The organism is Cupriavidus sp. SK-3, from assembly GCF_000611145.1.
Taxonomy (GTDB): Bacteria; Pseudomonadota; Gammaproteobacteria; order Burkholderiales; family Burkholderiaceae; genus Cupriavidus.
Window position 1 is genome coordinate 1 of the sequence record NZ_JFJV02000219.1, and the last position, 8,249, is coordinate 8,249.

Annotated in this window: 7 protein-coding genes; 2 read left to right on the plus strand and 5 right to left on the minus strand. The window is 66.4% G+C overall.

From position 1 onward, the window contains the following. The 5 genes from CF70_RS22110 to CF70_RS22130 form a co-directional block, all read right to left on the minus strand. Window positions 1–498, minus strand: a 498-nt coding sequence (locus CF70_RS22110) for a chromate transporter (RefSeq protein ID WP_035869803.1), incomplete at its 3' end; no start/stop codon positions are given. Then, window positions 495–1,160 carry a chromate transporter gene (locus CF70_RS22115; RefSeq protein ID WP_414629472.1) on the minus strand — a complete coding sequence of 222 codons (666 nt, stop codon included), beginning with the start codon at window positions 1,158–1,160 and terminating at the stop codon, window positions 495–497. The genes CF70_RS22110 and CF70_RS22115, both read right to left, overlap by 4 nt. 113 nt (window positions 1,161–1,273) lie before the next feature. After that, the gene (parC, locus tag CF70_RS22120; protein ID WP_035869691.1) at window positions 1,274–3,625 is read right to left on the minus strand and encodes a DNA topoisomerase IV subunit A; all 2,352 of its coding nucleotides are present in this window, start codon (window positions 3,623–3,625) and stop codon (window positions 1,274–1,276) included. A 92-nt stretch (window positions 3,626–3,717) separates the two neighbouring features. Continuing rightward, window positions 3,718–4,497 (minus strand): lytic transglycosylase domain-containing protein, encoded by a 780-nt coding sequence (locus CF70_RS22125; protein ID WP_035869694.1) that lies wholly within the window; start codon window positions 4,495–4,497, stop codon window positions 3,718–3,720. 63 nt (window positions 4,498–4,560) lie between these two features. Then, window positions 4,561–6,552, minus strand: a complete 1,992-nt coding sequence (locus CF70_RS22130) for a DNA topoisomerase IV subunit B (protein WP_035869700.1) — start codon at window positions 6,550–6,552, stop codon at window positions 4,561–4,563. Between the two features lie 304 nt (window positions 6,553–6,856). Between CF70_RS22130 and CF70_RS22135 the strand changes: the two genes are divergently transcribed. Further along, window positions 6,857–8,089, plus strand: coding sequence for an MFS transporter (locus CF70_RS22135; protein WP_035869810.1), 1,233 nt, complete (start codon window positions 6,857–6,859; stop codon window positions 8,087–8,089). Next, window positions 8,086–8,226, plus strand: coding sequence for a hypothetical protein (locus CF70_RS37045; protein ID WP_200876790.1), 141 nt, complete (start codon window positions 8,086–8,088; stop codon window positions 8,224–8,226). Before CF70_RS22135 ends, CF70_RS37045 begins: the two co-directional genes overlap by 4 nt. Window positions 8,227–8,249 lie beyond the last annotated feature (23 nt).

Sequence of the window (8,249 nt, forward strand, 5' to 3'; positions counted from 1 at the left end):
CACCCCCACCAACACCAACGGATGCACCTTCGTCTTCAACATCAACCCGACGGTAACCACCGTCACCACCACCGCAGTCCACTTGTGATCCACGCCAGCCGCCAGGATCCAGCCGGTGGAAAACAGTAGCCCGATGGTCAGCGTGGCAAGGCCGCGCCGGATCAAGCCCGGCCAGCGCGCCTGCGGCGAGCGCCCGGCGAAATACTCGAACCCGAGCGCGATCAAGCTCGACGGCCCGCAGATGCCGATCATGCCGACAATGGCGCCAGCCAGCCCGGCCACCTGCCAGCCGAACAAGGCCACGAACAGGATGTTCGGCCCCGGCGCTGCCTGCGAGATGGCATACATGGCGGAGAACTGCGCATCGCTCATCCAGCCATTCGACTCCACCAGGAAGCGGTGCATGTCCGGGATGGTGGAACTTGCCCCGCCGATGGCAAGAAATGACAGCATCAGGAAATGCGTCAGCAGGCTGCTCAACACGTTGGGCGAACTCATTGGCGCGGCTCCCCGGTCACCGGCGGCACCGGATCGACACCACCATCGCTGGCGGGCCTGGGAGGCTGCGCGTGCCGCGCCAGTTCGCCGGTGCGCCACTCCAGCACCAGACCCAGCGGCACCAGCACCGCCATGACCGGCACCAGCGGCCAGCGCAACAACGCGATGCCGACAAAGGCCGCCCCACCGATCATCAGCCCGCGCACGGTGCGCGGCTGGCTCTGCGCCAGCTTGAAGCCGGTCGACAGCACCAGCCCCGCCGACACGGCGGTCATGCCGGTCAGCATGCGCTGCACCGCCGCCACGTCGCGGTAGTGCTCGTAGAGCAGCATCAGCGACAGCACCCCCACCATCGGCACCATCACCAGCCCGGCAAAGGCAGCCAGCGCGCCGCGCAGCCCGGCAAAACGCAGCCCCAGCATCAGCGCGAGGTTGATCACATTGGGGCCAGGCAGTACCTGGCCGAGACTGAGCAGTTCGACAAAATCGCGGTCGCCAAGCCAGCGGTTGCGGTCCACCACGGCACGCCGCACAAAGGGCAGCACGCCACCGAAGCCGGACAAACCCATGCGGGCAAATTCAATGAACAGGCGGCGTGGAGTAGGCGGCGGTGCTAGCGCTACCATCGGATCGTCGCCGGCGGGGAAAGGAGGGACTGGCATCACGCGTAACGGGATCAATGACTGCCGGTCGGGATCGCGCCCGAGCTTGACGGCATGCCGTTAAAGAAAAAAGCCCCGCGCAAACGCGCAGGGCCGGGTCGGATCGACGGGACTCAGTTGCCGCCCGCCGGGGGATCGATACGTACCGGGTCGATGCGCGCTTCCTTGAGCTTGACCTCCAGCGCGCGGCCCTTGCGGGCACGCTTGCCGACATAGGGCAGCAGGTTCTGGCCAGCCAGTTTCTGCGAACCGGGCTTGCCACCGCGCCCGGCACCCGACACCACCAGGCCAGGCGCGCCGACGGCGACTGCCTGCAGCAAGTTTTCCTTGGGCTCCAGTTCCATCAGGATCACGCCACGGCCACCGGCCGACAGCGACTTGATCTCGTCCAGCGCCACCAGCAGCAGGCGGCCGTTGCCGGACAGGCAGGCCACGTGCGTGGCATCGTCGCCGATCGGTGCGGGATCGAGCGGCGCGTCGCCCTCGTCCAGCGTGAGGTAGGCGCGACCGCCCTTCTGCCGGCTGACCATATCACCCACCTTGGTCTGGAAACCGTTACCGCCTCGCGTGGCGATCAGCATGCGCTGGTCGACGCTGCCGGCGAAGGTGTGGGCGATCTGGCTGCCGGGCTGCAACTCGATCAGCGTCGTCACCGGCACGCCGTCACCCCGCCCGCCGGGTAGTCCGGCGACCGGCACGGTGTACGCGCGGCCATTGGTGCCGAACACCAGCATGACGTCCACGGTGCGGCACTCGAAGGTGCCATACAGTGCATCGCCCGCCTTGAAGGTGAACTGCTGCGCATCGTGGCCGTGGCCCTGGCGCGTGCGCACCCAGCCCTTTTGCGACATCACCACGGTGACGGGCTCGTCAACCACGCGCACTTCGGCGGCGGCGCGGCGCTCTTCCTGGATCAGCGTGCGGCGCGGGTCCTTGTCTTCCGGGCTGTACTGCTTGGCGTCGGTCTCGATTTCCTTGATGATGCGGCGGCGCATCATGGTCTCGGACTTGAGCAGCACGTCCAGCTCGGCTTGCTCGTCGCGCAGGGTCTTCAGCTCCTGCTCGATGCGGATGGCTTCCAGCCTGGCCAGCTGGCGCAGGCGGATTTCCAGGATGTCCTCGGCCTGGCGGTCGGACAGGCTGAAGGCCTGCATCAGCGCCGGCTTGGGCTCGTCGCTCTCGCGGATGATGCGGATCACCTCGTCGATATTGAGCAGCACCAGCATCCGGCCTTCCAGGATGTGGATGCGGTCCTCGACCTTGCCCAGGCGATGGCGGGTACGGCGGGTGACAGTGGCGAAGCGGAAGGCGATCCACTCGCGCAGGATATCGGCCAGGCCCTTTTGCCGCGGCCGGCCATCGGTGCCGATCATCACCAGGTTGATCGAGGCGCCGGATTCCAGGCTGGTATGCGCCAGCAGCGTCTGGATGAATTCCTGCTGCTCGATGTTCTTGCTCTTGGGCTCGAACACCAGCCGCACCGGCGCGTCCTTGCCGGACTCGTCGCGCACCGCGTCGAGCACGGCCAGCATGCCCTGCTTGAGCTGCAACTGCTCGGGCGTGAGCGACTTCTTGCCGGCACGCACCTTGGGGTTGGTGATCTCCTCGATCTCCTCCAGCACCTTCTGCGACGACGTGCTCGGCGGCAGCTCGGTCACCACCAGTTGCCACTGGCCGCGCGCCATTTCCTCGATGGTCCAGCGCGCGCGCACCTTCAGGCTGCCACGGCCGTTCTCGTAGATCGCGGCGATATCCGAAGCCGGTGAAATGATCTGGCCGCCGCCGGGATAGTCCGGCCCGGGCATCAGCGCCAGCAGTTCGGCCAGCGTGATGTTGGGGTTGCGGATCATCGCCACGGTGGCCGCCGCGACTTCGCGCAGGTTGTGCGGCGGGACTTCGGTGGCCATGCCCACGGCAATGCCGGAAGCGCCGTTGAGCAGCACGAACGGCAGCCGCGCCGGCATCAGCTTGGGCTCTTCCATCGAGCCGTCGTAGTTGGGCACGAAGTCCACCGTGCCCTGGTCGATCTCGTCGAGCAGCAGGCGCGCGATCGGCGTGAGGCGGGCCTCGGTGTACCGCATCGCGGCGGCGCCATCGCCATCGCGCGAGCCGAAGTTGCCCTGGCCATCGATCAGCGGGTAGCGCAGCGAGAAGTCCTGCGCCAGCCGCACCAGCGCATCGTAGGCGGACTGGTCGCCGTGCGGGTGGAATTTACCGAGCACGTCGCCCACCACGCGCGCCGACTTGACCGGCTTGGCGTCGGCGCGCAAGCCCATCTCGTGCATGGCGAACAGGATGCGGCGCTGCACCGGCTTCTGGCCGTCGGCGACTTCCGGCAGCGCGCGGCCCTTGACCACGCTGATGGCGTAATCGAGGTAGGCACGCTCGGCGTAGTGCGCAAGCGTCAGCGAGTCCGCTCCCTCGTCGGGTGAACCTGGGTCAAACGGAATGTCTTGTTGTTCCATGGATTGGCAAGAATACGGCGCATCGCATCGTTGGCCGGTGCGCCGGTTGCAAGTTGTTCGTTATGCGGTTCGTCGTGTTGTCCGTGATCGGATCAGGGCATGTTGCGGCGGCCGCCGATCACCATCTTGACGCGATTGATGCCCCCGCCCGCGACCCCCGCGGGCGCGCCGCCCGGACGGTAGAAGCGATAGAACTGCAGCACCGTGCTGACGTACTGCTGGGTCTCGGGATAAGGCGGAATCTTGTTGTTGTAGCGCTGTACCGCGCCCTCGCCGGCGTTGTACGCTGCCAGCACCAGTTCGAGGTTGTTGGGGAACAGCTCCATCAGCCAGCGCAAATAACGCACGCCGGCCGAGATATTGGTATGCGGGTCGGCCAGCTTCTGCCCGACCGTGCGCCGCGCGTCGGCGCTCACGCCGAAGCGCGCGCCGGTGTCGGGAATCACCTGCATCAGCCCGATCGCGCCCTTGGGCGACACCGCGCCGGCGTTGAAGCCCGACTCCACCGCCATTACCGCCTTGACCAGCGCCGGATCCACATTCTGCGCCTGCGCGACCTGGCGGATGATGGGTTCGACCGTGGCGATATTGGGATGGTTGACGACGTAGCGGTAAAGCTTGTGCGTTTCCAGGTCGATCTGGCCGCCGGCGCTGGCGCGGCCCACCGAGGGGCTCTTGAGCTCGCCGCCGTTCTTCATGAACAGCGTATAGCGCTCGTCCAGCTTCTCATCCGAGAAATGCGCCACGCCGTCGTCGTCGATGTAGCCATACAGCGCCGCGTGGGCCGCCGGCGCCAGGGCCAGGCCGGCCAGCAGCATGCCGGCGGCAATCCACTGCCGCGGCCGGTTGCTGGTAGGTCTGGTCTTTGCCATCGGGATTCCTCGCGTCATGCAGGCACCGGACGTCACGAACGCCGGCAGCCTGGCCATCAGATATCAGATATCGGCAACCACCTCGTTGCCACGCTCTTCGAGCCAGGTGCGCCGCTGCGCGGCCTCGCCCTTGCCCATCAGCATATTCATCACGCCCACGGTCTGGGGCAGGTCGAAGTGGCCCAGCGCGACCGGCAACAGGCGGCGCGTGTCGGGATTCATGGTGGTTTCCCAAAGCTGCTCGGCGTTCATCTCGCCCAACCCCTTGAAGCGGGAGATCTGCCAGCCGCCTTCCTTGATGCCGTCCTTCATCAGCTTGTCCTGGATCGCCACCAGTTCGCCATCGTCCAGCGCATAGAGCTTCTGGGCCGGCTTTTTGCCGCGCGCCGGCGCATCCACGCGGTACAGCGGCGGGCGCGCCACGCACACATTGCCGTTGTCGATCAGCTTGGGGAAATGCTTGAAGAACAGGGTCAGCAACAGCACCTGGATGTGCGCGCCGTCCACGTCCGCGTCGGACAGGATGCAGATCTTGCCATAGCGCAGGTTGGACAGGTCGGGCTCGTCATTGGCACTGTGCGGGTCCACGCCGATCGCCACCGCGATATCGTGCACTTCGTTGTTGGCGAACAGGCGATCGCGCTCGGTCTCCCAGGTGTTGAGCACCTTGCCGCGCAGCGGCAGGATGGCCTGGAACTCCTTGTCGCGCCCCATCTTGGCGGAACCGCCGGCGGAATCGCCCTCGACCAGGAACAATTCGTTGCGGGTGACGTCGGTGGATTCGCAGTCGGTCAGCTTGCCCGGCAGCACGGCCACGCCGGAGCCCTTCTTCTTTTCCACCTTTTGCGCGGCGCGCGTACGCGCCTGCGCCTGGCGGATCACCAGCTCGGCCAGCTTCTTGCCGTATTCCACATGATGGTTCAGCCACAGCTCCAGCGCGGGACGGCTGAAGGCGGACACCAGCTTCACCGCGTCGCGGCTGTTCAGGCGCTCCTTGATCTGGCCCTGGAACTGCGGGTCCAGCACCTTGGCGGACAGCACGAAGGACGCGCGCGCGAATACGTCTTCGCTCATCAGCTTGACGCCCTTGGGCTGCAGCGCGTGCATCTCGATAAAGCTCTTGACCGCCTGGAACAGGCCTTCGCGCAGGCCGGACTCGTGCGTGCCGCCGGCGGGGGTGGGGATCAGGTTGACGTAGGACTCGCGCACCGGCGCGCCGTCTTCGGTCCAGGCCACCACCCAGGAAGCGCCCTCGCCTTCCGCGAAGCCTTCCTCGGCCGGGTTGGCGTCGGGGTCGGCGAAGTGCTCGCCCTCGAACATCGGCACCACCAGTTCGGCGCCGCTGCCCTGCGCCAGCGCTTCCACCAGGTAGCCTTTCAGGCCCTGGTCATACTGCCAGGTCTGGCGTTCGCCGTTTTTCTCGTGCAGCAGCGTGACCTTGACGCCGGGCAGCAGCACTGCCTTGCTGCGCAGCAGGCGCTGCAACTCGGCCATCGGGATCGCGGCCGAATCGAAGTATTTCGCGTCGGGCCACACCTGCACCCGCGTGCCGCTCTTCTTCTCGCCGCGCTCGAGCTTGCGCGTGGCCAGCGGCACGGTGACGTCGCCGCCGGAGAAGGTCAGCGTGGAACAGCTGCCGTCGCGCCAGACGGTCACGTCGAGCCGGGTCGACAGCGCATTGGTGACGGAAACGCCGACCCCGTGCAGGCCGCCCGAGAAGGCGTACGCACCGCCCTTGCCCTTGTCGAACTTGCCGCCCGCGTGCAGGCGGGTAAACACGATTTCCACCACCGGGACCTGCTCTTCGGGGTGGATGCCGACCGGGATGCCGCGGCCATCGTCTTCCACGCTGACGCTGCCGTCGCGGTGCAGGGTGACCATGATTTCGGACCCGTGGCCGCCGAGCGCTTCGTCGGAGGCGTTATCGATCACCTCCTGCACGATATGCAGGGGGTTGTCGGTACGGGTGTACATGCCGGGCCGTTGCTTGACCGGCTCCAGGCCCTTCAGGACCCGGATGGAAGATTCGCTGTACTGACTGGTTTTGCTCGCCATGGAGTCGCTTGCTTAGTGGGATTCTCGGCCAGCCTTGGCGGGGGGCGCTTGCCGCACGCCAGCCAGGGGGGCCGGGCAGCCTGCATTGTAATGGAAGCGCGCAGCCGTCTTGGTGCCAATCGTGACTGCGCGTTACAGTGATCAATGCAGCATATTCGGCACCACCCCGGCCCCGGAGCGGCGCCCGACGCCACGAGCCGATGCGGGGTACACTCGCTCGCACAGGCGAGGCCCAGGCGGGTCCGGACCGCGCCGGCAAAACTAAAAACAGCACTACGCACACCGAGCCAGGATGCAGGACGCCATGCAGAACAACATTCAAAGCACGCCGAAAAAGGCACTTTCCCTCACAGCAGTCCTTATATGCGGTGGCCTGCTCGTCACCTTGTCGATGGGTATCCGGCACGGTTTCGGCCTGTTCAACCTTCCCATTACGCAGACGCACGGCTGGAGCCGCGAGACCTTCGCCTTCGCGCTGGCGCTGCAGAACCTGATGTGGGGCGTGACCCAGCCGTTCACCGGCGCGCTGGCCGACAAGTTTGGCGCCTTCCGCATCATGCTGATCGGCATTGCACTTTATGTCGGGGGCCTGGTGGTCATGGCGATGGCCACCTCAGGCACCGCCTTTGCTTCGGGCGCCGGCATCCTGATCGGCATTGCGCAATCCGGCACCACGTATAGCGTGGTGTACGGCGTGATCGGGCGCGTAGCCAGCCCCGAGAAACGCGTCTGGGCCATGGGCATCGCGGCCGCCGCTGGCTCCTTCGGCCAGTTCCTGATGATCCCCGTCGAGCAGACGCTGATCTCGGTGGCAGGCTGGCAGAACGCCTTGTTCGTGCTGGCGGTGCTGGCTTGCCTGATGCTGCCGCTGGCCTTCAGCCTGCGCGAGCCGCAAAGCGAGGGGCACGGAAGCGGCTTCCAGCAGACCATAGGCCAGGCGGTGCGCGAAGCGTTCGGCAACCGCAACTTCCAGTTGCTGACGCTGGGCTATTTCGTGTGCGGCTTCCAGGTGGTGTTCATCGGCGTGCACCTGGCGCCCTACCTCAAGGACCGCGGCCTGACCGATCCCAAGATCGCCACTGTGGCGCTGGCGCTGATCGGCCTGTTCAATGTGTTCGGCACCTATAGCGCCGGCGCGCTCGGCCAGCGCATGCCCAAGCGCCACCTGCTGTCGATGATCTACATCACCCGCTCGGTGGTGATCGCCGCCTACCTGCTGCTGCCGCTGACGGCCGCCAGCACCTGGGTGTTCGCTGCCATGATGGGCTTCCTGTGGCTGTCCACGGTGCCGCTGACCAATGGCATCATTGCCCAGGTATTCGGCGTGCAGTATCTGTCGATGCTGTCAGGAGTGGTGTTCTTCTCGCACCAGATCGGCAGCTTCCTGGGCGCCTGGCTGGGCGGCTTCCTGTACGACCGCACCGGCACGTACGACATGGTGTGGATGATCGCAATCGGGCTGGGCGTCGTCGCCGCGCTGGTCAACCTGCCGATACGCGAGCACGCGATTGCGCGCCCGCAGGCGGCAGCGGCATGAGCGCCGCGCGCGCCGCGGCCTTGCGGGCCGGCGGCTTCGCGGCGCTGGCCGCGTTGATGGTGCTGGGCTTCATGGCCTACTTGCGGCCGGCGTTCATGGTGGATCTGACTAACATGGTGCTGGCCTGGTGCGGGTAAGGACGGCGGGCGTCCCATGGCAC

What these genes read in the sequence shown, in the direction of transcription:
- CF70_RS22115 (WP_414629472.1), bottom strand. Translation starts at nt 1,160, where the DNA reads ATGCCAGTCCCTCCTTTCCCCGCCGGCGACGATCCGATGGTAGCGCTA.
- CF70_RS22135 (WP_035869810.1), top strand. Translation starts at nt 6,857, where the DNA reads ATGCAGAACAACATTCAAAGCACGCCGAAAAAGGCACTTTCCCTCACA.
- CF70_RS37045 (WP_200876790.1), top strand. Translation starts at nt 8,086, where the DNA reads ATGAGCGCCGCGCGCGCCGCGGCCTTGCGGGCCGGCGGCTTCGCGGCG.
- CF70_RS22130 (WP_035869700.1), bottom strand. Translation starts at nt 6,552, where the DNA reads ATGGCGAGCAAAACCAGTCAGTACAGCGAATCTTCCATCCGGGTCCTG.
- parC (WP_035869691.1), bottom strand. Translation starts at nt 3,625, where the DNA reads ATGGAACAACAAGACATTCCGTTTGACCCAGGTTCACCCGACGAGGGA.
- CF70_RS22125 (WP_035869694.1), bottom strand. Translation starts at nt 4,497, where the DNA reads ATGGCAAAGACCAGACCTACCAGCAACCGGCCGCGGCAGTGGATTGCC.